This is a genomic window from Candidatus Zixiibacteriota bacterium, from assembly GCA_040753495.1.
Lineage (GTDB): Bacteria > Zixibacteria > MSB-5A5 > GN15 > PGXB01 > DYGG01.
Genome location: JBFMEF010000171.1, coordinates 1 through 23,070, shown reverse-complemented (window position 1 = coordinate 23,070; position 23,070 = coordinate 1). Strand labels below are relative to the sequence as shown.

Below are 23,070 nucleotides of genomic sequence, written 5' to 3'. Positions count from 1 at the left end.
GGATTATACATAAGAGCGGTCAAACCCGCTGGGTCAAAAACTCAGTAGTGGTGCGCAAGGATCCCGATGGTAAGATTGCTTCGTACGACGGGCTGATTAGCGATATTACCGAGCGCAAGGAAATTGAAGAAGCGCTGCGGGAAAGTGAACGGCGCCTGAAAGTAAAACTCGATTTCATACTCACGCCGGAAAAGAGTGTTGAAAATATCAATCTGCTGGACCTGATAGACCTGGATGAACTGCAAAAGATTCAGGATGCCTTCGCCACGGCTTGTGATGTGGCTTCTATCATAATTGACCTTGAAGGCAATGCCATAACCAGACCGAGCAATTTCCGCGAAATCTGCCGCCTGGTGGGGCAGACCGAGGAGGGCGCGCGACGGTGCCGCGAATCAAATATCAAGCGCGGCGAGATGTCCCGGCGGGAAATGAAACCGGTCTATCAAAAATGCCTCGGTTGCGGCTTTGTTGATGCCAGCGCCCCGATAATTGTCGCCGGAGTTCATGTCGCCAACTGGCTAATGGGGCAATGCAATGCACTCGGCGTAACCCGCGAAGAAATCAAGCAGCTTGCCGCGGAAGTAGGCGCCAATGAAACTCGTGTCCTGGAAGCCTTTGATAATACCTCTCCGGTTCCTCTGGAACAGTTTGAGCGGACGCTAAATCTCTTGTGGTACCTGGCGCGGGAACTCTCCACCCTCGGTTACGGCAATTTGCTGCTGGCGCGGGATAATGCCCGCCTGCGCCATATCGAGCAATCGATGCACGACAGCGAGACGAAGCTGCGCACCATCCTTACATCTGCCCCGATAGCTATCGGACTGGTCAAAGACCGGGTTTTCCAGTGGGTGAATGACCATATGCTCAATATGGTCGGATATTCTGTAGAAGAACTGATCGGGCGAAGCAGCCGCATACTCTATGAATCAGAGGAGGAGTTCCAGCGGGTTGCGGATGTCAAGTACGGCCAAATAAAAAGAGGTGGCACCGGCGAAATTCAGACCCGGTGGAAGCGGAGGGACGGTTCTCTTATTGATGTCCATCTACGCTCGACGGCTCTTGAGATGGAAAATCTCTCGGCCGGGGTTATCTTTACCGCTCTCGATATTACCGAGCGGCTCAAAGCCGAAAAGTCTCTTAAGGAAAGCGAACAGAGATTCAAGACTCTCTTCGAATCGGCGCCCGATGCTATCTTTCTGATGGATGCCGAGGGGAGGTTTATTGACGGCAATGCCGCTACGGAACGGCTCACCGGCTACAACCGCGACGCTCTCATTGGAAGGTTATTCTCCGAATGCAATCTTCTCCCCGAAGACAGTCTGAACGGCGCTATTGCCAATCTGAAGCGGAACCTGGAGGGAAAACCCTCGGGACCGGATGAATATATGTTGCGACGGGTTGATGGCGTCATTATTCCTATCGAAGTCAGCACCTACCCGGTCCAACTGGGCGACCAGCATCTGATAATAGGGATTGCCCGTGACCTTTCCTTCCGAGTTCAGTCCGAATTGGCTCTCCGTGAGAGCGAACGTCAGCTGTCGGTACTGCTTAGCAATTTGCCCGGAATGGCATACCGCTGTCTTAATGACCCGGAGTGGACCATGCTTTTTGTTTCCGAAGGGGTCAGCGAACTTACCGGCTACGCCCATGATGCTTTCATTAATAATAGGGAATTGAATTATTCTCAAGTCATACATCAAGACGACCGGGTCCGCGTCTGGAATGAGATAGAATCGGCTCTTCAGGAAAAAGCCCCCTACCGTCTTACCTACCGCATCATTGCCGCCGACGGCAAGTGCAAGTGGGTTATGGAGCAGGGGCGCGGCGTTTTTGACGATTCAGGAAAAGTGGAGTTCCTCGAAGGGTTTATTATAGACATTACCGACAGGATTACCGCCCAGCAATCAATTCAGGCGGAGCGCGACCGGGCTAAAAAGTACCTCGATATTGCCGGCACCATGATAGCCGTCATAAACCGCGAAATGACTATAGAGTTGATTAATAGGAAGGGGTGCGAAGTCCTCGGCTGGAAGGAAGAGGATATACTTGGCAAGAACTGGTTTGATTGCTGTGTTCCGCCGGACAAGCGCGAGGAGCGGCGCCAGCGAGTCCGTCAGATCTTTGACGGCGCGATATCGTTCCCTGAATATGCTGAGAGCATCGCCCTGACGCAGGACGGCCAGGAGCGGGTTATCGCCTGGCATAATATCCCCTTGCGCGATGAAAGCGGCAGCATTATCAGAGTAATAAGTTCCGGCGAAGATGTTACGGAAAGACGCAAAGCGGAGGAAACCCTGAAGCTGACTCAATTTTCCATTGACCACGCCGTGGATGCGGTATTCTGGGTTGAACCGGACGGGCGCTTATCGTATGTCAATACGGCCGCCTGCGACGCTCTCGGCTTCAGCCACCCGGAACTGCTGTCGCTCTCCATTCTGGATATCGAGGCAGACCTCACTCCCGACGAGTGGGCGCGCCGCTGGAGCCAGGTGCAGAGTGCCCGCTTCATGTCCACCAATTCCAATTTCCGGCGTAAAGACGGTTCTCTTTTCCCGGTTGATGTTACTTTTAATTACCTGGAATATGAAGGGAGAAGTCATCTCTTCGCTTTTGCCCGCGATATAACCGAAAAGAGGAAAATCGAAGAAGAACTCTTCAAAGCCAGCAAGCTTGAATCAATCGGCATTCTTGCCGGCGGCATCGCCCATGATTTTAACAATATCCTGACCGCCATAATCGGCAATATCTCTCTGGCGATGCTGGACCTTGCCGACAGCGAGGGACTTCTGCGCCGGCTGGTCGATGCCGAAAAAGCCTCGCTGCGGGCGCAGGAACTGACTCAGCAACTGCTGACTTTCTCCCGCGGCGGCGCCCCGGTTAAGAAAACCATTCATATCGAGGAAATGATTAGAGATTCGGCCAGATTCGCCATTCATGGTTCCAAGGTCCGCTGCGAATTTCTCTTCGAGCCTGGGCTATTCTCTGTTGAAGTCGATGAGGGACAGCTCAGTCAGGTGATTCATAATCTGATTATCAATGCCGACCAGGCAATGCCGCAAGGCGGGGTCATTACCGTTAAAGCAAGGAACATTGTTGATTCCGCTACCCTGCCGCCGTCACTCAAACCGGGAAATTATGTAGAAATCACCGTCACCGACACCGGTATCGGCATACCGCCGCAACATCTGCCCAATATTTTCGACCCCTTCTTCACCACCAAGCAGAAAGGCAGCGGTCTGGGTTTGGCGACGACATATTCCATAATCAATAAACATGAGGGCGTCATCGAGGTCGAATCGGCGGTCGATGTCGGCACCACTTTCAGGATTTATCTTCCGGCGTCCAACCGGTCCTCCGAGGAAAAAACCGGCGAATCGGAGCTGGCGGTTCGGGGCTCCGGACGGATTTTGATTATGGACGATGATGAATCTATCCGAATGGTTGCCGGGATTGGGCTTTCCGAACTTGGTTATGAAGTCTCCTTTGCCAACGACGGCGCACACGCCCTGGAAATGTATAAGAGCGCCATGGGCGCGGCGCCCTTTGATGTCGTCATTATGGATTTGACCGTTCCAGGCGGAATGGGAGGGCGCGAGACAATCGCCCAACTGCGTCAGATTGACCCCCATGTTGTCGCTATTGTTTCCAGTGGCTATTCCAATGACCCGGTTCTGGCGAATTACGAGGAATTCGGTTTTAAAGGATTTGTGCCTAAACCTTTCCGCATACAGAAATTAAGCCAGGTAATTGGTGAAGTTCTAAGCGGTCGGTCGCGGGTCAGAACCTGAGTTAAGCCCTTCTACTTCTTGCCCCGGTAACATTCAATCGGCTAAATCGAGAAAATCTGAGAGAACGCCGTTTCAGCCTTTGCCTTTGACGTCAAGCGGCGATTGACGAAGTTCCTCCGGCAGAATAATTGGCGGCTTCTTAATTCCCAGGTGCCGCTGATACCATTTCCACTTTTTCTTCTCCCCTTTTATGAACTTCTTCAGCTGTTTTTCACGTTCATAAAGCACGGCGTCGTATTTTTCAATCTTCTGAAGAAGATTCTCGATATTTTCGCGTCTTTCCAGGGCAACTCTGAAAGTCTCGTAATCTTTAAAATTAAAAAGCGACTGCACCACCGGTTCAAAGAATACCATCGCCTGCGCCCCAATAAAGTTCAGCGGCTTGACCGACTCCAGAAAAACTATTGCCGGTACCGCCATCCGCCACTGCACTACCTTGATAGCTACTTTCTCCAGAACCGCATCCTCTTCCTCCGGAATGGACCGGCTCTGTTCCGGCATTTCACCGGGATTCCCGCTAAATCCCATCTTTGCCCTCATCGACGGGAGTCTTGGTGAATCTTTGACTTATGAAAGAAGTAACAGCCTCGCGGTTATTCCCAAACCGGATATAAACGCCCCGGAAATTTTCCAGCCGCGTGGGACGGGCAAAAGGTGAAAGAAGAACACCGTTCTTATCGGGGTAAAAGGAGCGATATTGCGACCAGTTCTTGCGAAGAGTCTGAGTGGTTGTTTTTATCTCAATGCCCTTATCATCCAGGCGATACCGTGTCGGGAAATAGAACGCCGCCAGAGACGCATATAATATGACAAAAGCGAGCACCGTAAAGAAAATAGATTGCGTCAAGGCATATACAATAATTATAAGAATCAGGAGAAAAATAGAAACTGCCACCGTGACTTTCATATTCCGCTTGGCCGGATGGCTCACCCATTCCAGGACCGTACCTATATCCGAATTCGCGCCCTTATCCGTTGCTGACGATGAAGCTATATCGGAAGACAATTCCAGCGAAATCTGCTCTGGTTTTTTCTCCGATGACATTTGTCTCACTCCGGTTCCGGTTTGCGGTAACGTTCCTTTTTTACCTGCTCCATTTTGTCCAAAAGTTCTTTTGGCTGAATCAGTTTTTTATCCACCAGCAGGCGAACCAGGGCTTCCTGCGCCAAATTGTTTGAAAGCGCCAGTTCCTCAAAAGTTATCAGCCGCTCCTTGCCATCCACCACCATCTTAAGAGCGTACTTCTTCTCATCGTCCATTATAACTCCTTTATACTTAGTCCCTCGTTCAGGCGTCCCTGACGGTACCCCTCAAGGTCGACGGCGACGTATTTGAAACCGGCCCCTTTAACAACCTCGATGATTTTCTGATGCAACCCATTGCCAAAGACTCGGGCTATATCCTGCGGCGGCAACTCCAGCCGCGCGACGTCGTTATGATAGCGCACCCGAAACCCGCTCAGTCCCAGCGCTCTCAAACCCGATTCAGCGGCATCAATCTGGCGGAGCCGTTCTACTGTAACCGATATTCCATAAGGTATCCGCGATGCCAGACAGGCCGCGGCCGGTTTCTCAGAAAATGAAAGGCGGTATTTGCGCGCCAGAGCGCGCACATCTTCCTTGGCAAAACCAGCCGACACAAAGGGAGAGACGACCTTGTGCTCTTCGGCCGCTTTTCTTCCAGGGCGATAATCTCCCAGGTCGGACAGATTAGTGCCGTCAAAGATGACCGCAACTCCCCGCTCCGCCGCCAGCTGGCTCAATCGGGAATAGAGCTCCCCTTTGCAGTAGTAGCATCGGTCAGGAGCGTTTCGAGCGTAGCGCGGGTCGGCGATTTCATCGGTTCGGATAAATAGATGTCTTTCAGCCGGCAGGCCGATTTCGGCGGCAATTTGGGAGGCGGCTTTTTCCTCATCGGCGGCAAGCGACGGCGATATTGAAGTGACCGCAAGAGTATTTTCGGTGCCGAGGAGTTTGATAGTCGCGAAAAGAACAGTCGCGGAATCAAGCCCTCCTGAAAACGCTACCATTGCGCAGGGAAACTGCCCAATAAAATCGTTCAGGGCTTTTTCTTTTGCGTCAATCATCAGAAACTACCGTCAAAACTCCACCCGACGGGCATCACCCGACTCGATGGTATAAATCGGCATGAAAATATTGTCGCGTTTCTCACCAAATGATACGACCCCGGCGATTCCCCGGTAATCATTTATATTCTTGAGGTATTCGGCGATTTCCGAGCGAGAGTACCGCGAGGACTGCAGCGCCCCGCAAATCAATCCCATGGCGTCATATCCTACCGCTTCCAGATGTCCCGGCTCCCGTCCATATTTGTCGCGAAAATTCTTGGCAAACTGCCGCGCGGCCGGAGTAACGCCGCCATTGACACGCGACGATGTAAAATAACTGGTTTTGAGAACTTCCCGTCCCAGGTCATAAACCTGCTTGTCTCCCCAGCCCTCACTTCCCAGATAGATGGCATCGAGATTGTAAAAATCTATCTGCGGCAGAAGTTGTGTCAGCTGCTCCGGTGATGCCGGAATATAAATGGCATCGATTGCTACCGGGACTTCCTTGGCTTTTATAGTATCGCCTCTTTCGTTTATATAAGTCAGGGAATCGGAAATCCGCCCGATAGCCAAGGACTTTATATCTACAATAATCGGTCCAAAATCAGATTCGCGGGTTCGGAAGTATTCGATTCCCAAGATAGTCCCGCCCAACTCGCGGAAACGGTCGGCAAAGGCTTCGGCCATTGCCAGATTCTCAGATGAGGTCGGCGAGATGATGGCGGCAGTATCGACGCCCAGTTTTCCCCGGGCAAACTCGGCCATTCTAATACCCTGTCGGTCGAGACTCGGCTGCAGTTGAAAACAGGTTCCGGCAAGCTCGGTCAATCCTCCCTGACTGGCGGCAGGCGCAATCAGCGGCAGGTCGCCGCAGGCCAGGACGGCCGAGGCTACCGCTGTCTCTTCGCTGGTCAGCGGTCCTATCGCCGCCGCTACTCCGCCGGCATTGAAACGTTTCATAACTCGGCCCGCTTCCACACTTCGCCCCTTAGTATCAAAAATAAGCGGCGCTATCCGTAATCCGCTTTCCCGCTGGAACCCTTCCAGCATCAACACCGCCCCATCCAGCACCGATTCGCCAAATCGCTGCAGTTCACCCGAAAGGGGCAGTGCGATTCCTATTTCAATCTGTTGCTTCAGGAGAATCTCGGTCTGCGAGAGAAGACGCGAAGCTTCCTCGCCGGGACATTCACTCAAGAGACCGCGTAACGGCTGATAATTCTTTTGTGCCAGAAGGCCCCGGGCAACGGCAAAAATCAAGGGGCATTTCTTTTCTTCCTGATAGGCGGCGTAATTTATCGCTTCCAGAAGACGGCTGCCACCCAGCGACACCGCCGTTTCAATCGATTTAAGCAGAATCTCATTCAGACGGTTGTCGCCGGAAAGTCGATAGGCGCTTAGGTATGACAGCAGCGCCGGGCGGTCCAGCTTTTCTCGATACTGAATATTGCCCCGGAAGAAATGGCTGTAAGGTATAAAGGGCGAGGCGGGATAACTGTCGATTAATCTCTGAAAATCTTCCTGGCTTTCGGTAAGATAACCGACGTAATAGGCGGCTTTTCCTTTGTGAAACAGAAGGGCGTCGGCCATTTCCGGGTCAGTATTGGCGGCATATAGCTGAGTGACAACCTGATACGCTTCGGCATATCGTTTATCCTCCAGTAACTGCTGCACCCGGTCAAGCGTCAGGCGGTCATCGCCGACAGCCGCCGTGCCGAGAATGATGAGGAGTAACCCGAGTCCCGCCGCTAATCTATTTTTAATCACTGTCACTATAATGAATATTTACCGAAATCTTCAGGATTGATCTTCCTCAAACGCTCGGCGAGCGATTCCGGGTCATTGCTCATTTCGGGCGGCTGGTCCTGCTCTTTTAAATTGAACAGCTCCTCGGCCGCATAGATCGGAGCGCCAGCTTTCAACGCCAGAGCAATCGAATCCGAGGGGCGAGCGTCTATGGAAAACTCTTTACTATCCAAATGAAGAATCACCCGGGCGTAGAAGGTCTGCTCCTTCAGCTCCGTAATCTCCACCTTCTCCACCGTGGCATCAAGAGTGGCAATTACAATCTTGAGCAGGTCATGGGTCATCGGCCGCTTGGAGCCGATACCGGACAATTCCATAGCAATCGCCCAGGCTTCGGAGTGACCGATCCAGATCGGAAGCACCTTTTCCATATTGACCGGCTTCAGAATTATAACCGGGGAATTGGTGGTCATATCCAGCGCCAGACCGTCAACTCTCACTTCCAGCATCGCCATCAGAATCAAGCCTTTCTGATAACCCAGGTCTTTACGTTGGCGATTACGTCCTTTTCCACTTTGATCGGGACGGTATAAACGCCCAGCGATTTGATGGGGTCATCAAGCAAAATATTCCGCTTATCGATAACCATTCCCTGAGAGGCTAACTGCTCGGCAATGTTCTGCGCGGTAACGGAACCGAAAATCTTGTCTTCTTCGCCGACCAGCACTTCCACCGTCAGCGACAGCTTTTCCAGCTTATCTTTCATCTGTTCCGCTTCCCGTTTCTTCTTGCGCTCGCGAATCTGGCTTTGCTTCTCGATTTCGCCAATAGCCCTCATGTTCGCTTTCGTGGCAGGAATCGCCAGGTTGCGGGGTATCAGGAAATTCCGACCATACCCGCCCTTGACCTCGATAGTCTGACCGGCTTTGCCGAGGTCGGCGACATCCTGTTTCAAAATTACCTTCATATCTATATCCTTTCTACAATTATTACCCTATCAGTTTTGCCCGGACTTGCCGGAAATCAAAATAACTGTCAAAGAGTCCCACCGCCGCCGCCAGTATCAGACCCGGCACCTGCAAAAACAGAAATCCCACATAAAATAATACTCTTAAAAAGAGCGAAAGTCGCACTTTCCGTAAGTAATATTCCATCGCCGAAAACCCGAAAACGGCATAGAGGGTGCCAAGTAAGAGAAGGGCGTTGTCGGCAATTATTTTAATATTGTCGGCTCCGGTCAGCCGCAAAATGATAATAGCGCCTACCGGATAGACAAAATGAAACGGCATCTTCCAGAAAATGAAATCGACAAAATGCGGCATAAAAACCCCGCTGGCGCGTAGAGCAATATGCAGAAGGACGATAGCCACAAACAGCTGGGTCATTGCCGAAAGAATCAGAAGTGACGGCAAGAGTCGCTTGAACAGCGCCACCATCTGGCCAAGCCAGTGAGCCATACCATCATTGGTACCCGGCGCATTCTCTGCCGGCGGCAGGGTCGATGCCGCCAGACTCTCGAATCTGTCAATTTCCGAGTAGATAAGCTCTTTCTCCATCCAAAAGAAAGTCAGAACAATTAACGCCAGTATCACCGTCGCCGCTATAAAACCGCGCGCCGGTTTGATTCCGGCTGCCAGCATCTTGCCATACAGAGTGCCGCTCACAACCACCTTCGCCCAGACCGCGGTCAAAATCAGGCTCGGTCCAAAAGTGACCGAAGAAATCAGCAGGGAACCGGCGGTGGCGGCTCCCAGCAGAAGATGTTTCCCGCTGAAGGAAAAATAGACTATGAAAAATGTCGCGGCAATCTCCACCAGATACCCTGCCACCGGTATCCCGCCGACAGACGGGAAAATCAGAGCCAGAAATAAACCGGCCGAGATTATCAGCGGGTTTGACAGCCGCCAGTCAGGCATCGGCACCACCAATTAAAATCTAACGATAGATTTCACTGGTGAACGGCATTATCGCTATATGGCGTGCCCGTTTGATGGCGGTGGTCAGCATCCGCTGATGTAGGGCGCAATTACCGGATATCCTTCGGGGAACAATCTTTCCCCGTTCATTTACAAACCGCTTCAAGAATCGTTCATCCAGATAATTGATGGTCTTGATCTTTTCTTCACAGAAACGACAGACACGTTTCCGCCGCCGCTCAAAATCAGGCGCGCTTTCTCTTTCCCGGTAAAATTTTCTTTTAATAGGCATTTCTTAATTTATCCTCAACCTTTCATCAACCGTACCTCGGGCAAATCAAATCCGAGTATCACCGGCTGTCTTATTCTCAATTTACATTTCCTCGTCGTGCCCTTCGGCAACTCCTGTCGCGGTATCGACGTCACCTTTCGGCGATGCCTCGACTGTCTTTTCCGGCTCCGGAGCGGCAATAACTCTCTCCGAACGGCTTTCGGTGGTATCGGAGCCATCCTCGCGCCGTCCGCGCTCCAATTCCTCATCAATATTCCCCTCAAATACTACTGTCAGGTACCGAATATACGGTTCTTCAATCTTGTAAAATCTCTCCAGTTCCGAAAGGACCGTCTGATTTCCCTCGAAAATCAAACGGGTATAGAACCCTTGCGTGCAGCGTTTAATCGGGTACGACAAACGGCGAATGCCCCAGCGATTTTCTCTCAGGACTTTTCCCTGGTAGCGGCTGATAACATCAGACACCGCTTTGATCTGGCGGTCAAAAGTAGCGTCATCGGCTTGTGGGTTGAGAATGAAAGTGGTCTCGTAAAGACGCATTCAAATCCTCCCTATGGACGTTTAAAAGGTTTAAAACGGCCCCAGACTACTGCGCTTCATCCGGAGCAGGGTTATATATACTCATCGCTTTCGCGATATCGAACTTAAGCAAATATAATACAGCCTCCCCCGCCTTTTCAAGCATTTTCTTCTTAATTTCCAATTCATTGTCGGCAAACGGATTAAGGACAAACGAAACAGTATCAACTCCCGGCGGAAGAGGACCAATTCCAAGTCGGAGCCGGGCAATCTCTTCGGTTCCCAAATGATATATGATATCAGCCATCCCGTTATGACCGCCATCGGAACCTTCCGACCGTATTCGCAATCGTCCCAGCGGCAGATTCAAATCATCATACACCACCAGCAGGTCCCTGGGAGTCAGTAGAAATTTCTGCAAAACCTGCTCGGCGGCTTTTCCGGAGTTATTCATATATGTGGTGGGCCAGACCAGGCGAATGAGTTTCCCTTCCAACTCCTTTTCAACTATGTAATAGTCGCCATCGCCCGGCACCGCTTTCAGATTCCATTGGGCGGCAATCGCGTCTAAGAGTTCAAAGCCGAGATTATGCCGCGTTCCCCGATATTTTCGGCCGATATTTCCCAGTCCGATGATAATAGAGGGCATACCAATCATTATCCCAGGCGTCATGCCTTCAGAAGGCGCAAGGAATTGGTCACCACGAAGAGAGAGGAAAAAGCCATTGCCCCGGCCGCTATAACCGGCGACAGGGTCAAACCAAAGAGAGGATAAAGCGCTCCGGCCGCTATCGGAATGGAAATGACGTTATAGAAAAATGCCCAGAAAAGATTCTGTTTGATTGTGCGAAAGGTTTTTCCGGAAATCTCCAGCGCCTCAAGGAGTGATTCCAGATTGTTCTTAACCAGGATAATATCGGCTGACTCCATAGCGACATCGGTTCCGCTTCCCAGCGCCACTCCGATATCAGCGGCGGCCAGCGCCGGGGCGTCATTGATTCCGTCACCGACCATAACCACATTATTTCCGGCGCGACGAAACGCTTCCACAATGACCGCTTTCTGGTCGGGCTTAATCGCGGCTTCAAATCGGTCAATTCCAAGTTGCGCCGCCACTCCCTGGGCGGTTCGATGATTGTCGCCGGTCAGCATAATTACTTCCCGTCCCGACTCTTTCAGTTTGTGCACGACTTCTGAGGCTTCCTCTTTCACTTTATCCCTGAGACTGAAAAAGCCGACCACCTGCCCCTCCACCGCCACAAAAACCACTGTCAGCCCGCGCGACATCGCCTCCTCAGCCGGACCCTCCAGTTCACCCAAGCGGATATTCTCCCGCTGCAAAGCGGCGGCGCTTCCGGCAAGAACCTGCCGCCCCTGGATTTCCCCTTTCAGACCGAATCCGGGGAACTCCTCCAGATTTTTCGGTGATGTCAATTCCGTATTCTGCGAGCGGGCTTTCTCCACAATCCCCAATGCCAGCGGATGTGTTGACCCGGACTCCAGTGACGCCCCCATCTCGAATAACAGGTCTTCCTCGTCGGGATTGACCGTTCGGAAATCGACCACTTCGAAATGCCCCGCGGTCAAGGTTCCGGTTTTATCAAAAATGACCTGCTTTGATTTGGCGGCATTCTCGAGGATATCCCCGCCCCGGATATAAATACCCCGTCGCGCCGCTTTGCCGGTTCCGGCAAGGATGGCTGTCGGGGTTGCCAGCCCCAGGGCACAGGGGCAGGCGATTATCAAGACGGCAACCGGCGCTTTGAGAAGCATCAGATTGTCTGGGTCGAGGAAAAACCAGGCCACAAACGTGATAACGGCAATAATGAGGACTATCGGCACAAAAATGCCGGCGATGCGGTCGGCAAGTTTTTGCACCGGCGCTTTACGGCCCTGCGCTTCGGATACCAGGCGAATAATCTGTGCGAGAAATGTCTCCTCGCCGGTTCCGGTCACCTCAAATCGAAATGACCGGTTGCCGTTGACCGAGCCGCCGAAGACCATATCCCCCGCTTTCTTGTCCACCGGTACCGATTCTCCGGTCAACATCGACTCATCAATAGACGGGCTCCCTTCGATTATTCTGCCGTCGGCAGGGATTTTCTCGCCCGCCTTCACCACCAGAACCATGCCGGCCGTGATGGCGGTTCGCGAGATTACTTTTTCCAGCCCGTCTATGACGGCAACCGCGGTATCCGGCTGGAGTCTCATCAAGGCTCCAATAGCATCCCGGGCTTTTCCCTTCGCTCTACTCTCCAGAAATCTTCCCAAAAGTATCAGCGTCACAATCGCCGCCGCCGTCTCGAAGTAATAATGAGCCTGATGAGTATGCTCCCCCAGAAGCGTTTGAAATAAGACAAAACTGCTAAATAAGAAAGCCGCCAGGGAACCGAGGGCAATCAGGGAGTTCATATTGGCGCGGAAATGACGAGCCTGCCTCCAGGCATCGGCAAAAATCTCCCGTCCGGAATAAAACAGGACCGGAACGGTAAGCAAGAAAAGGATTCCCCCCTCCAGTCGCGGCTCCAGACGCAGCTGCGACCAGAGCATCCCGCCCATGCTGAGAATCATAATCGGGGCGGCAAATAAGACGGAGGTAATGAAGTTTCGCTTCGCGGCTTTTGCCTCCTGGGCGAAATCGTCAGAGGCAAACGCGGCCGGTGTTGCCCCATAACCTAGCTCAGATATAGTCCCGTATATCGCCTTTTCTTCGACCTCCTCGGGGCGGAATTCGACCCGGGCTGTTCCCAGAGCGTAATTTACCGCGACCTGATTGATACCCTCAACGTCCGAGAGTTCCCGCTCAATATTAGCGGCGCAGGAAGCGCAATGCATCCCGGAAATCTTTAAGTTTAATTCTCTGGACTCAGCCATAATTGCGGAGGATAATCAGGAGAATTGAAGCAGAAAAGGCAAACGAATTATTTCGCTCGCCTTTTCGGTCATCTGCTGGAAGAGTCTATTTAAAGCCGAGCGTTATTAGAAGCTGCGGGCATTTTTTGAGAAGCTCTTTGCGGATTTTTGCCCGCGCCCGATGAAGATACCAGCGGACAGTTGCCTCCGGCATATTCATGATATTGGCGACATCGTCAATATGACAGCCGTCCACATCGCGCAGCATAAAAGCCGAGCGCTGTTTGTCATTCAGGGAGCCGGCTGCTTCATCGATATACTGACGCAAACGGTCCCTCTGAAAGGAGACTTCCGGGGTATCATGCTTATCATCGGCTTTTTCCGGAATGTTGTCTATCGATTCATGATGGTACCGGTGATGTTTCCGCATGTAGTCGATGGATGCGTTGACGGTAATCCGATAAAGCCAGGTATAAAACTTCTTCGACTCGTCATAGCGCCAAATATTCCGGCTGGTCTTGACAAAGACATTCTGGGTAATATCGGCCGCTTCATCATAGTCACCGACCATTTTATAAGCCAGCGATGCCACCTGATTGCGGTACAGACGAACCAACTCGGAGAAGGCATTCTTATCGCCTTTCTTTATCCGGGCGATAATTTCCTTGGTTTCCTGCTCAAAGTGATCATCCTCCCGGGCAGCGACCGGCGGAAGGTTCTTGGAATCTATTGGGGTCTTCATATTGCCTCTATGCTAAATAGGATATCATAGACAATATTAGTATATTTTATAATTTAAACAAGGGGATTTTTCAATAGTTCCCAAAAAAGGACAGCCAAATAAGACGCCATCATAAAGCGATTCTGAGTGTCGCCCAAATCTTCTGCCGGGTAATTTATTGCATATCAAATACTTACAGACAAGAAAAAGAAATCGCCCCTTTTTCTTCAAAAAGAGGCGATAATCAAAACTGGAGTAATACGAAAATTTTTCGGTTAATTGATATTAATAATGTAATCGAACGGATTCACCGCCTTGCCATCTTTGATTACTTCATAATGAAGGTGCGGTCCGGTGGAGTAACCGGTTGAACCGACATACCCTATAACTGTCCCCCGTTTGACCTCCTGCCCCCGGACCACTTTGATTTTGCTCATATGGCCGTACCTGGTTTCGAACCCGAACCCATGGTTAATCGTAACCATATTTCCCATTCCGCCGGGGGAAAAGGCGGCATAAGTAACTTTACCGTCGGCGGCGGCATATATCGGGGTGCCGGTCCGATTGGCGATATCGATACCGCTGTGGAATTGGCGATTCCCGGTAAAGGGGTCAAATTTCATTCCGAAACCACGGCTCTGATATCCGCGGGTCGGCATAATAGAGGGGGTGTGATCCAGTATGGTTTTCTTATCCATCAACGATTCATAGACTTCTTCATACTTCTGCTGTTCATAATCAGAAAGCCTCAGCAGCGCCTCGACGTCGTTTTCCACGGCGCTGGCGGTTTGCATCGCGTCAGAATAAACTGACAAATTCGGGTTTTCCGGACCGCCAATACCGAGTTGGCGCTCATCCAAACTGATCTCCGGAAGACTGAAAATGTTCCTTATCACTATCTCCTTGGCGACCAGCTCATCATAAGAGGCCGCAATTTTCGATATCTTCCCCTTGACTGTTTCAAACTTCTCCGCCAGGGTTTGATTCTCTGCCCGGAGTTTCTTAATCTCCAGGATAGAGACTTGCGATTTGAGGAATGAGGTGGTCAGGAAGATATTGGCGATAAAGATGAATGCTACCAGAATGGCACACCCGAGAATGAGGCGATAAGAAATAGAAAACTGACGCAACTTATCGCGGCTATCAGTAATCAGCATAAAAGAGAGCTTCTTCTTAAGCATAACCTTTCCCTACCTTGTCAACTGACTGCCCGAACTCGGGAGATTCCATGTGCAAGTCAAAAGTTTGCCGAAAATAAGCGAAACTCCCTGTCAAGTCAACTAAAATAATTGGCTAAACCCTAAGGTTTTCTTCTAAGTCCTTATTTGATGAGCTGATACTCACGTTTCAGGACTTTGTTGACAACCCTTATGAACTTCTCGCCGTTAAGGTTTTGGAGACTGTAGAGGTGCCAGTAAAGTTTCCGCGGCACAATCACAGCCTTCCGTTTCTTGCTTTCAGAAGTCATCTCCTACCTCGCGGTCAGTTTCTATGCTGAGCCGACCGGTATGGGACAACCCCTATTACCTGAATATCGACCCTATTCATAGAAATGTTAATACCTCTGCCGCTATCTGACCGCATAATATATGCCTTGATGGCGCCCTGACAAAAAATGCGCACTCATCGATTATGTTGTTATTTAACAACAAGATAACAGCCTGATTGACTGTTGATTATTGCACAAGGTATGCTTCTTAGAACCAGAATTATGGGATACAACCGATATCTTTTGACCGACACTCAATAGTCTATTTTGCGTCCGGGGGCGCTTGACTTTGATGACAGCTCAACTTAATTTGGCGCCAGATTAAACTGCGAAATCTCAAAAGGGAAAACCTGATGAAACTTCTGAAAAATAGAACCGCCTTTATCACCGGGGCGTCGGCCGGAATCGGCGAAGCGACTGCTACGCTATTTGCCGAACAGGGGGCTAACCTGGTTCTGGCGGCAAGGCGCGGCGACCGGGTCCGCAATCTCGCCGAAAAGTTGCGGAAAGAGAACCAAATTGATATTCATTTTTTCCAGCTCGATGTTCGCAATCAGCGGGAGGTCGAAACGACGCTGAACGGTTTGCCGGATGAATGGAAGAGAATTGATATTCTGATAAACAATGCCGGTTTAAGCCGCGGGCTGGATAAGCTTCACGAGGGGAAATTGTCGGACTGGGAAGAGATGATAGATACCAATATAAAAGGGCTTCTTTATGTCAGCCGGGTGGTAATCCCCTGGATGGTCCAGCGGGGAAAGGGGGATATTGTCAATATCGGCTCCATCGCCGGGCATGAGCTCTATCCGGGCGGCAATGTTTACTGCGCCACCAAGTTTGCGGTGGATGCCCTCACCAAAGGGATGCAGATAGACCTGGTCGATTCGCCTCTTCGGGTCAGTACCGTTGACCCCGGAATGGTCGAAACCGAATTCTCCATGGTTCGTTTCCATGGCGATAAGGAACGGGCGAAGAAAGTCTATAAGGGAATTCAGCCGCTGACCGGGCGCGATGTCGCCGAAGCGATTCTCTTCTGCGTTACCCGTCCACCCCATGTCAATATCCATCAGGTCCGCATAATGCCGACCAACCAGGCTGGCGCCATGGTGGTGCATCGGAAAGAGTAATGCCGCTTGACAGGATACCAAAGGGGGTTATATTGAACTGATATAAATATTTCCCAATCCCGGAGGGATCCTATGTCTCGCAGGTTTATTTTACTTGTCGTTTTCTTCCTCACTTTTGTTTGCGCCTTTACTGCTCAGGCTATTGATTTTACCAGAGGAATTATTTCGGACGTCCCGGAGCAGGTCATGACCCAGCAGTTTGGGCGAATTCCACCGTCACAGTTGACTCCGCAGGACAGCGCCGCTATTGCGGCATATCGCTTTACCGGCGATACGGTCAAAGTTCTGGCCATCCTGGTTCGCTGGTACAACCGATGGAACACCTATCCTCGCGAAACTTTTGACAGTTTGATGTTCTCCCGCAATCTCTATCCGGGCGGCTCGGTAGCCGATTATTACAATGAAGTGTCATATGGGCAAGTGGCGGTGACCGGTGACGTCCTCGAATGGCATACAGGGGAATGGTATACAAGCAATTATAATTTCGAGCAGCTGCTTTATGAACTTGACCCGTACATAGACTTCTCGCAGTATGACGCCAATGGCGACGGCGATGTCGATGCGGTGGTTTTTATCCGGGCAGGCAACGGGCAGGAGGACAGTCGCAATCCCGCCGATATCTGGTCTTATGCCTATACTTACGGTCTGAATGGCGGTCCGGGACCTTTTGACGGTGTCTATGTTTCGCACTGGAACACCTCCCCGGAAACCCGTCCCCTCCGTGATACTCTCAATCCCACCCTGTTCTCCGGGTTTGATTCCCTCAACAATATCCGGGTCTTTGTACACGAATTAGGACACAATGTCGGTCTTCCTGACCTATATGACTACGACAGCAAACTGGAGACTTACACTTATTATACTCCCAACGACGAAAATGACCACCCCCTCTACGACTGGTGCGTAATGGGGTATGGCGGATACGGCATTTTCTCTCTGAAATCAAAAAATCCCTCTCATTTCAGCGGTTGGTGCAAGAAAGAAGCCGGCTGGGTCAACCCGATACTTCTTGAAGAGTCTGAATATAATGCCCTTACCATTTATGATATTGAGACTCATCCGGACAGTTCCTTGTATATTTTGCCTATCAATCTCGCTAACGGCGAATATTTTCTTCTGGAGTATCGCAATCCGCAGGCAAGCGGAATGTTCGACAAATTCGATTCTGATTTCAGCGTCTATTTTCATCCGCTGCTGAAATTCGGTCATGACCCTCTCGACCGGGGACTTCTGATAACGCATGTCCACGATTCGCTTGGCGCCTACTATTGGCGCATCAATTACGGTCTTCCCTGGTACTCGCATTACACGGTTGCCGTGGAAGATGCCGGTTACAACCCCTCTCGGAATCATACCACCAATCCCGAAGGGCATGTTACCGACAGCGCCCAGTGGTGGTACCCCTATGAAACTCGCAAAGGGGCGCTTTTTTCCAACGCCGTGGACGGTCAAAGCACTTTTGCTCCCAACACTGTTCCCAGCAGTGACGGCTACTACGCCCCCACCGGTATTACAGTCAGGGTCGATTCGATTGTGAATGAGAAACTGTATGCATATGTCATCTTCGACCGCGACAATGACGGTATCGCCAACATCGCGGACAACTGCCCTGATGCAGGCAACACCGGACAGCAAAATAGCGATAGCGACCCGTTGGGAGACGCCTGCGATAACTGTCCGTCTGTTGCCAACCTTGACCAGGCCGATGGCGACTCTGATGGTGTCGGCGACGCCTGTGATAACTGCCCCCTGGATTATAATCCGGGTCAGGAGGATAGTAACAGCAATGGGGTAGGTAATGCCTGTGATTTCATGTGCGGCGATGCCAATGGGAATTATTCTCTGAACATTCTTGACGCCACCTTTATTATATCCTATCTCTTCAAGTCGGGACCGCCCCCGGTTCCCATAGAGGCTGGTGACGCCAACGGCAACGGCTCGATTAACATTCTTGATGCTACTTATCTGATTTCCCATCTCTTCAAAGATGGTCCGGAGCCGATCTGCCCGTAAAAGGCGAATTGACCCAGGTCTCATCCGCTGAGAGGCAGATGAGACCTGATGTATCAATTTGACTTATTTGAATATTTCTGCGAAGAATTGCTTCATTGCCTCCCAACTGCGACGATCGGCATTAGCATTGTAGGCGGCTCCTTTAGAGGGGTCGTTGCCGGCGTCGGGATTGGTGAAACTATGCACCGCTCCGCCGTACGCAATAAACTGCCAGTCAACTCTTGCCTGACGTAACTGATTCTGAAAATCAGCCACCTGCTCGGTCGGGACATAGGGGTCATCGCCGCCGTGGCAAATCAAGACTTTCGCTTTGATATTTTTGGTATCATCCGGGTTGGGCATATCCAGCCCCCCGTGAAAACTGACCACCCCGGCAACATCGGCACCGGCGCGGGCAAGCTCCAGTGCGGTCGTACCGCCGAAGCAGTATCCGATAGCGGCAATCTTCTTTGGGTCAACCAGACGATTCTTTTTCAACTGCTCCAATCCCGCCAGTGCCCGTGCCCGCAATAACGGTCTGTCCCCTTTATATTTTGCCGCCTGCTCCGAGGCTTCCTGAACGCTGGTTGGGCGCACTCCTTTGCCGAAAATATCAGCCGCGAAGGCGACATACCCCATCTCGGCAAGCATCACCGCCCGTCGCTTCGTATAATCATTGATCCCCATCCATTCATGCACGATAAGTACGCCGGGACGGGAATTAGATGAGGCGTCATCATAAGCCAGAAATCCTTCCAGAACGGTGCTACCTTCCCTGTATTCTACCGTCTCGGTTTTCAACGCGGCATAAGATACTGCCGTTACAAATATGCTGAAAAAAACTGCTGTTAAGATTCTCATCACAACTCCTTTCCTGATTCTTATTTACTTATACGCAAGGGAATCCCGGGCGAGGAAGTAACTTTGACTGAAGTATTGTCGGGATGTTTGCCCAATAAAAAATGCGCCATCAAGGACTCGAACCTTGGGCCCGCTGATTAAGAGTCAGCTGCTCTACCAACTGAGCTAATGGCGCAATTTATATGAGGGTGGATGGGATCGAACCATCGGCCACCTGCTTAAAAGGCAGATGCTCTACCACTGAGCTACACCCCCAGCCTGTCCCGCTTTTAGACGAGACAACAATTTTTTGATTCCGCCTGGCGGAATTTCCAATCGGGTAGTCACCCAAAATATATAACCCGACCGATATGTCAAGCCGCTTTTTGAAACATTCCTCAAAATATACGATAACGCTCCGTAATCGGAATGGATACAAATCTCTCACTTCCTGACCGAACAAAAAAGGCGGCATTTCTGCCGCCCTGTATGAAATCTGTGACCCAGAATTACTTGATTCCCAGCAATTCCACTTCGAAAATCAGGGTCGAATTGGCCGGAATCAGCCCACCGCCAACCGCTCTCTGCCCATAAGCCAGATCCGGAGGAATAATCAGTTTCCGTTTGCCACCGACTTTCATCGACATTACCCCTTCATCCCATCCCTTTATGACCTGACCGGTTCCGATATTGAATTCGAACGGCTGCCCCCGGTCCACGGAACTGTCGAACTTCTTGCCATCAAGAAGCCATCCGGTATAATGCACCGAGACCTTGTCCCCTTTCTTGGGAGAGGCGCCGGTTCCGACTTTTAAATCGACATATTTCAAGCCTGTCTCTGTGGCAATTTCTTTCGCTTCCATTTTTGCCGCCTTTTCTGCTTTCTTCTCGGTTGCTTTAGCGGCTTTTTCGGTTTCGAGCGCCGCTTTCTTGGCTTCCTGCTCCGCTTTGTTGACTTCCGCCGGAGCCGCCGGCGCAGCCTGCTCCGCTTTCATCTTTGCCTCAACTTTCATCTTCTCAGCGCCGGCTTTGACGCTGTCAGCCATCTTTTGCTCGTCAGCGCCCACGCCAACCGCCAGCAGGAACGACAGAAATAATGATACCAACATCTTTTTCCTCCAGATTGGTTTTAACATTGCCTGATAATAAATAATGCCGCGGCGTTTGTCCAGCCGGAACGGCATAATATTGCGAGGGCATTCATATCCGCTCTTACATTTGGAAACCGATAAAGTTTCGAATATTCTTGAGACCAATCACCGGTCGGTTTCCGGTCAAATGTGATTTCAATCTGATTGACAGTCACATTAATTCAGTTAGATTCATTAATAGGAGAGCGCGCTGCAACAATGCGCCATAGCCGCCGTATAATTGATATAATTGACTGATTTTATCCACTATGTGGTCCGATATCGAACTTAAACTAAATATCCTCACAATATATTGTAATTTAATTGAAAGGAGACACTATGAACGGAGTATGTCACATTGAGCTGCCCTGCTCAGACATCAGCAAGATGAAGGATTTTTACAGTACTGTATTCGGCTGGGAAACGCAGTATATCCCGGAGATGGATTATGGGATGTGGAAAGCCCCCGAGGGTGTGGGGGGAGGATTTGCCAAGAACCTGAAACCGGCGACTAAAGGGAGCGGTGTTCTCTTTCATATTCAGGTTGACGACATAGATAGCACCCTCAAAATGATTGAAAAAAGTGGCGGCAGGACAGTCCAGGGGAAAACCCAGATTCCCAATATTGGCCATTACGCCATCTTCAGCGATATCGCCGGAAATGAGATAGGGATTTTTCAGGGTTAGCCTGACCTGAAAGCTCATTTTGATTGGTCAAGACCGACGACGGCACTACCATGCCGGTCGCGCGGTCTTGATTTTTTTTTGGCAGAGCGGTCATATTGATTTCAATAGATATTTCTGGTACCATTTAATATATTTGAGAAAGCACTATGAACCGAACTGGGTGGAACTATGCGTCTATTATTATTCCTTACAATGACCGGACTGGGTTGCCTGCTCTCCGCCTGCGCCGGGAAATCCGGCAATGAAATGAGGACCCTCTTTCCCCAATCGATTGACAACTACGCCATCGGCGACACTGTCTCATACAACTCTGAAACCATCTTTGATTATATTGACGGCGCCGGGGAAGTTTATCTCTCTTACGGACTCAAAAAAGTAACGGTCGCGACGTACGCTCGCCCCGATTCTCCCGATATAACCGCCGAAATTTTTGAGATGGGAAGTTCCGGGGATGCCTACGGCGTTTTCAGTTTCTCCCGCGAATCGGAAGAATCCGGTATCGGCGGCGGTTTTGAGTTCCGAAGCACGCTTCTGAAATTCTGGAAAGGAGAATATTATATCTCTATTCAATCGATGGAGATCGACGAAGAGTTGAAGCGGACCTTTCTCAATCTGGCAAAAAAGATTGATTCGCTTCTTCCCCCCGATGGCGTAAAACCGTCTTTGCTGAATCTCCTGCCGCGGGAGAACCTCATCGCCGGCAGCGAAATCTACTTTCACCTCTTTCCGATACTCAATAATATCTATTTTATAGCGGAATCGAATATTCTCAAGTTGGATAAAAGCACCGATGCCGTCCTGGCGAGGTATCAACCGGGTGCGGTTTTTCTTCTGCTTGTCGATTATAAGTCGGCGGAAAGAGCCGATTCCGCTTACGCCGACTTTCTGTCACAATATATCAAAGACCCTTCCGGCATGGTACAAACCGAAAATGGGAAATGGAGCGGCTGTGTTCGAAAGGGTAACTTTTTGACGGTAGTCTTTGATGCCGCGACCAAGGAGGATGGGCAGTCCCTTCTGGATAAAACAGGAACATCGCTAAAATAGATGAGGCGACTATGAAAAAGGCAAACTCTGTTGTTACGCGGCGTGAATTTCTGAAGACCGGCGCCGTGGTTGCGGTTGGTTTGGCAGCCGGATTGCCGTCGCTGGCGGAAGAGCTGGCGACCCCGCTTTACACCAGTAGGGTGATTCTTATCCGGGATAAGAACGTTGTCGGCTCCGATGGCGCAATCAACGGCGAGATTATTCAGAAAATGCTCGATGATGCTGTATGCGCTTTCTTTGATACTAAAACGCCACAGGAGGGTTGGAAAAAGATAATCAAGCCGGAGGATATAGTCGGCATCAAGAGCAATGTCTGGAAATATCTGCCGACACCCTCCGTTCTGGAGGATGCCATCAGGACGCGCCTGATGGAAGTTGGAGTCGATGCCGCTAATATTTCGGTCGACGACCGCAATGTTCTGGACAACCCGGTCTTTCAAAAAGCGACAGCATTGATAAATACCCGCCCCATGCGAACCCATGCCTGGTCGGGGGTGGGAAGTCTAATCAAGAACTATATCATGTTCGTGGAGGAGCCCTCGGATTATCATGATAACTCCTGCGCTCCCCTGGGCGCCATCTGGCATCTGCCGCATGTCAAAGACAAAACCCGTTTGAATATTCTGGTGATGCTGACACCGCAGTTTCATAACGCCGGACCGCATCATTTCGACAAAGAATATACCTGGAATTATGGAGGTTTAATAGTCAGCGCCGACCCGGTGGCGGCCGATACGGTCGGTCTGCGAATAATCCAGGAGAAACGAAAACGGTACTACGGCGATGACCGCCCGCTCCGTCCCTCGGCGCACCATATCGCTATCGCCGATACTAAATACAATCTTGGCGCCAGC

General features: G+C 50.8%; 23 protein-coding genes and 2 tRNA genes. 6 read left to right on the top strand and 19 right to left on the bottom strand.

The genetic code is table 11. The features are described from left to right. On the top strand, positions 1 to 3,788 hold a 3,788-nt coding region (locus tag AB1690_11165; GenBank protein MEW6015871.1), incomplete at its 5' end, for a PAS domain S-box protein. A 72-nt stretch (positions 3,789 to 3,860) separates the two neighbouring features. On the opposite strand, the gene AB1690_11160 is transcribed toward AB1690_11165, so the two are convergent. From AB1690_11160 to AB1690_11090, 15 genes are all read right to left on the bottom strand, one after another. Then, a complete protein-coding gene (locus AB1690_11160) occupies positions 3,861 to 4,316 on the bottom strand; it encodes a hypothetical protein (protein ID MEW6015870.1) in 456 nt (151 codons plus the stop codon). Next, positions 4,306 to 4,833, bottom strand: coding sequence for a hypothetical protein (locus tag AB1690_11155; protein MEW6015869.1), 528 nt, complete (start codon positions 4,831 to 4,833; stop codon positions 4,306 to 4,308). Before AB1690_11155 ends, AB1690_11160 begins: the two co-directional genes overlap by 11 nt. A gap of 5 nt (positions 4,834 to 4,838) precedes the next feature. Next, positions 4,839 to 5,048, bottom strand: coding sequence for a hypothetical protein (locus tag AB1690_11150; protein MEW6015868.1), 210 nt, complete (start codon positions 5,046 to 5,048; stop codon positions 4,839 to 4,841). After that, on the bottom strand, positions 5,048 to 5,875 hold the full coding sequence (gene larE / locus AB1690_11145) for an ATP-dependent sacrificial sulfur transferase LarE (GenBank protein MEW6015867.1): 828 nt from the start codon (positions 5,873 to 5,875) through the stop codon (positions 5,048 to 5,050). The genes AB1690_11150 and larE overlap by 1 nt, the downstream gene beginning before the upstream one ends. Positions 5,876 to 5,887: 12 nt before the next feature. Then, complete coding sequence (locus tag AB1690_11140) at positions 5,888 to 7,624, bottom strand: penicillin-binding protein activator (GenBank protein ID MEW6015866.1); 1,737 nt, start codon at positions 7,622 to 7,624, stop codon at positions 5,888 to 5,890. Between the two features lie 5 nt (positions 7,625 to 7,629). Further along, on the bottom strand, positions 7,630 to 8,118 hold the full coding sequence (locus AB1690_11135) for a bifunctional nuclease family protein (protein ID MEW6015865.1): 489 nt from the start codon (positions 8,116 to 8,118) through the stop codon (positions 7,630 to 7,632). A 5-nt stretch (positions 8,119 to 8,123) separates the two neighbouring features. After that, the gene (rplI, locus tag AB1690_11130; protein MEW6015864.1) at positions 8,124 to 8,570 is read right to left on the bottom strand and encodes a 50S ribosomal protein L9; all 447 of its coding nucleotides are present in this window, start codon (positions 8,568 to 8,570) and stop codon (positions 8,124 to 8,126) included. Between the two features lie 22 nt (positions 8,571 to 8,592). Beyond that, positions 8,593 to 9,519: a DUF2232 domain-containing protein gene (locus tag AB1690_11125; GenBank protein ID MEW6015863.1), complete on the bottom strand. Its 927-nt coding sequence runs from the start codon at positions 9,517 to 9,519 to the stop codon at positions 8,593 to 8,595. Positions 9,520 to 9,538: 19 nt separating this feature from the next. Then, positions 9,539 to 9,811, bottom strand: coding sequence for a 30S ribosomal protein S18 (rpsR, locus tag AB1690_11120; GenBank protein ID MEW6015862.1), 273 nt, complete (start codon positions 9,809 to 9,811; stop codon positions 9,539 to 9,541). A gap of 81 nt (positions 9,812 to 9,892) precedes the next feature. Next, positions 9,893 to 10,351, bottom strand: a complete 459-nt coding sequence (gene rpsF, locus AB1690_11115; GenBank protein MEW6015861.1) for a 30S ribosomal protein S6 — start codon at positions 10,349 to 10,351, stop codon at positions 9,893 to 9,895. A gap of 46 nt (positions 10,352 to 10,397) precedes the next feature. After that, a complete protein-coding gene (pth, locus tag AB1690_11110) occupies positions 10,398 to 10,979 on the bottom strand; it encodes an aminoacyl-tRNA hydrolase (GenBank protein ID MEW6015860.1) in 582 nt (193 codons plus the stop codon). A 20-nt stretch (positions 10,980 to 10,999) separates the two neighbouring features. Next, positions 11,000 to 13,204, bottom strand: a complete 2,205-nt coding sequence (locus tag AB1690_11105; protein ID MEW6015859.1) for a heavy metal translocating P-type ATPase — start codon at positions 13,202 to 13,204, stop codon at positions 11,000 to 11,002. A gap of 85 nt (positions 13,205 to 13,289) precedes the next feature. Next, positions 13,290 to 13,925 carry a sigma-70 family RNA polymerase sigma factor gene (locus AB1690_11100; protein ID MEW6015858.1) on the bottom strand — a complete coding sequence of 212 codons (636 nt, stop codon included), beginning with the start codon at positions 13,923 to 13,925 and terminating at the stop codon, positions 13,290 to 13,292. A gap of 254 nt (positions 13,926 to 14,179) precedes the next feature. Continuing rightward, on the bottom strand, positions 14,180 to 15,085 hold the full coding sequence (locus AB1690_11095) for a M23 family metallopeptidase (protein MEW6015857.1): 906 nt from the start codon (positions 15,083 to 15,085) through the stop codon (positions 14,180 to 14,182). A 140-nt stretch (positions 15,086 to 15,225) separates the two neighbouring features. After that, the gene (locus AB1690_11090; GenBank protein ID MEW6015856.1) at positions 15,226 to 15,372 is read right to left on the bottom strand and encodes a hypothetical protein; all 147 of its coding nucleotides are present in this window, start codon (positions 15,370 to 15,372) and stop codon (positions 15,226 to 15,228) included. A gap of 374 nt (positions 15,373 to 15,746) precedes the next feature. On the opposite strand from AB1690_11090, the gene AB1690_11085 reads away from it, so the two are divergent. Next, positions 15,747 to 16,520 (top strand): SDR family oxidoreductase, encoded by a 774-nt coding sequence (locus tag AB1690_11085; GenBank protein ID MEW6015855.1) that lies wholly within the window; start codon positions 15,747 to 15,749, stop codon positions 16,518 to 16,520. A 72-nt stretch (positions 16,521 to 16,592) separates the two neighbouring features. Continuing rightward, the gene (locus tag AB1690_11080; protein MEW6015854.1) at positions 16,593 to 18,533 is read left to right on the top strand and encodes a M6 family metalloprotease domain-containing protein; all 1,941 of its coding nucleotides are present in this window, start codon (positions 16,593 to 16,595) and stop codon (positions 18,531 to 18,533) included. A gap of 63 nt (positions 18,534 to 18,596) precedes the next feature. Here AB1690_11080 and AB1690_11075 read toward each other — a convergent pair whose 3' ends face one another. The 4 genes from AB1690_11075 to AB1690_11060 form a co-directional block, all read right to left on the bottom strand. Next, a complete protein-coding gene (locus AB1690_11075; GenBank protein ID MEW6015853.1) occupies positions 18,597 to 19,373 on the bottom strand; it encodes a dienelactone hydrolase family protein in 777 nt (258 codons plus the stop codon). A gap of 102 nt (positions 19,374 to 19,475) precedes the next feature. Further along, a tRNA-Lys gene (locus tag AB1690_11070) sits at positions 19,476 to 19,548 on the bottom strand. A gap of 8 nt (positions 19,549 to 19,556) precedes the next feature. Beyond that, positions 19,557 to 19,628: transfer RNA gene (locus AB1690_11065), tRNA-Lys, on the bottom strand. Between the two features lie 233 nt (positions 19,629 to 19,861). Then, positions 19,862 to 20,461, bottom strand: a complete 600-nt coding sequence (locus AB1690_11060; GenBank protein ID MEW6015852.1) for an FKBP-type peptidyl-prolyl cis-trans isomerase — start codon at positions 20,459 to 20,461, stop codon at positions 19,862 to 19,864. A 360-nt stretch (positions 20,462 to 20,821) separates the two neighbouring features. On the opposite strand from AB1690_11060, the gene AB1690_11055 reads away from it, so the two are divergent. The 3 genes from AB1690_11055 to AB1690_11045 all read left to right on the top strand — a co-directional run. Then, on the top strand, positions 20,822 to 21,169 hold the full coding sequence (locus AB1690_11055) for a VOC family protein (protein ID MEW6015851.1): 348 nt from the start codon (positions 20,822 to 20,824) through the stop codon (positions 21,167 to 21,169). Positions 21,170 to 21,337: 168 nt separating this feature from the next. Further along, the gene (locus AB1690_11050; protein MEW6015850.1) at positions 21,338 to 22,216 is read left to right on the top strand and encodes a DUF6599 family protein; all 879 of its coding nucleotides are present in this window, start codon (positions 21,338 to 21,340) and stop codon (positions 22,214 to 22,216) included. Between the two features lie 11 nt (positions 22,217 to 22,227). Next, positions 22,228 to 23,070: DUF362 domain-containing protein (locus AB1690_11045; GenBank protein MEW6015849.1), on the top strand; the 843-nt coding region annotated here is incomplete at its 3' end.

Bases quoted from the DNA above. Each gene is read 5' to 3' on its own strand.
- AB1690_11160 (MEW6015870.1), bottom strand. From the start codon at position 4,316: ATGGGATTTAGCGGGAATCCCGGTGAAATGCCGGAACAGAGCCGGTCC.
- AB1690_11155 (MEW6015869.1), bottom strand. From the start codon at position 4,833: ATGTCATCGGAGAAAAAACCAGAGCAGATTTCGCTGGAATTGTCTTCC.
- AB1690_11150 (MEW6015868.1), bottom strand. From the start codon at position 5,048: ATGGACGATGAGAAGAAGTACGCTCTTAAGATGGTGGTGGATGGCAAG.
- larE (MEW6015867.1), bottom strand. From the start codon at position 5,875: ATGATTGACGCAAAAGAAAAAGCCCTGAACGATTTTATTGGGCAGTTT.
- AB1690_11135 (MEW6015865.1), bottom strand. From the start codon at position 8,118: ATGGCGATGCTGGAAGTGAGAGTTGACGGTCTGGCGCTGGATATGACC.
- rplI (MEW6015864.1), bottom strand. From the start codon at position 8,570: ATGAAGGTAATTTTGAAACAGGATGTCGCCGACCTCGGCAAAGCCGGT.
- AB1690_11125 (MEW6015863.1), bottom strand. From the start codon at position 9,519: ATGCCTGACTGGCGGCTGTCAAACCCGCTGATAATCTCGGCCGGTTTA.
- rpsR (MEW6015862.1), bottom strand. From the start codon at position 9,811: ATGCCTATTAAAAGAAAATTTTACCGGGAAAGAGAAAGCGCGCCTGAT.
- rpsF (MEW6015861.1), bottom strand. From the start codon at position 10,351: ATGCGTCTTTACGAGACCACTTTCATTCTCAACCCACAAGCCGATGAC.
- pth (MEW6015860.1), bottom strand. From the start codon at position 10,979: ATGCCCTCTATTATCATCGGACTGGGAAATATCGGCCGAAAATATCGG.
- AB1690_11105 (MEW6015859.1), bottom strand. From the start codon at position 13,204: ATGGCTGAGTCCAGAGAATTAAACTTAAAGATTTCCGGGATGCATTGC.
- AB1690_11100 (MEW6015858.1), bottom strand. From the start codon at position 13,925: ATGAAGACCCCAATAGATTCCAAGAACCTTCCGCCGGTCGCTGCCCGG.
- AB1690_11095 (MEW6015857.1), bottom strand. From the start codon at position 15,085: ATGCTTAAGAAGAAGCTCTCTTTTATGCTGATTACTGATAGCCGCGAT.
- AB1690_11090 (MEW6015856.1), bottom strand. From the start codon at position 15,372: ATGACTTCTGAAAGCAAGAAACGGAAGGCTGTGATTGTGCCGCGGAAA.
- AB1690_11085 (MEW6015855.1), top strand. From the start codon at position 15,747: ATGAAACTTCTGAAAAATAGAACCGCCTTTATCACCGGGGCGTCGGCC.
- AB1690_11080 (MEW6015854.1), top strand. From the start codon at position 16,593: ATGTCTCGCAGGTTTATTTTACTTGTCGTTTTCTTCCTCACTTTTGTT.
- AB1690_11075 (MEW6015853.1), bottom strand. From the start codon at position 19,373: ATGAGAATCTTAACAGCAGTTTTTTTCAGCATATTTGTAACGGCAGTA.
- AB1690_11060 (MEW6015852.1), bottom strand. From the start codon at position 20,461: ATGTTGGTATCATTATTTCTGTCGTTCCTGCTGGCGGTTGGCGTGGGC.
- AB1690_11055 (MEW6015851.1), top strand. From the start codon at position 20,822: ATGAACGGAGTATGTCACATTGAGCTGCCCTGCTCAGACATCAGCAAG.
- AB1690_11050 (MEW6015850.1), top strand. From the start codon at position 21,338: ATGCGTCTATTATTATTCCTTACAATGACCGGACTGGGTTGCCTGCTC.